At 70.4% G+C, this 328-nt stretch carries 1 protein-coding gene; it reads left to right on the plus strand.

The genetic code is table 11. The annotated features are described in order from the left end of the window. Nucleotides 1–328 (plus strand): sigma factor-like helix-turn-helix DNA-binding protein (locus tag TN53_RS43455; RefSeq protein WP_420719179.1); only part of this gene is annotated, 328 nt, incomplete at both ends.

A 328-nucleotide genomic window follows, 5' to 3' on the forward strand; every position in this document is an offset into this window, starting at 1 on the left:
AAAAAGGGCCCAAAAGCAGGGGGCCCAAAGGTCTTCCCCCACCTGGCCCGGGCCGGCCCCCCCCGGCCAAAACCCCGCCGCGAACGCCCCGTCGGCGCCTGGCTGCCCGAGCCACTCCTCGACGGCGACCCGATGCTCGGCCCGGCCGACACATTCGAGCAACGCGAATCGGTCTCCCTGGCAGTGCTGACTCTCATGGAGCACCTGGCGCCCCCCGAGCGGGCTGTCTACGTGCTGCGCGAAGCTTTCTCCCACACCCACGCCGAGATCGCCGAGATCCTCGACATCACCGAGTCCGCAAGCCAGCAGCACCTCCACCGGGCCCGGC

The organism is Streptomyces sp. WM6386 (assembly GCF_000972385.1).
Classification (GTDB): Bacteria; Actinomycetota; Actinomycetes; order Streptomycetales; family Streptomycetaceae; genus Streptomyces.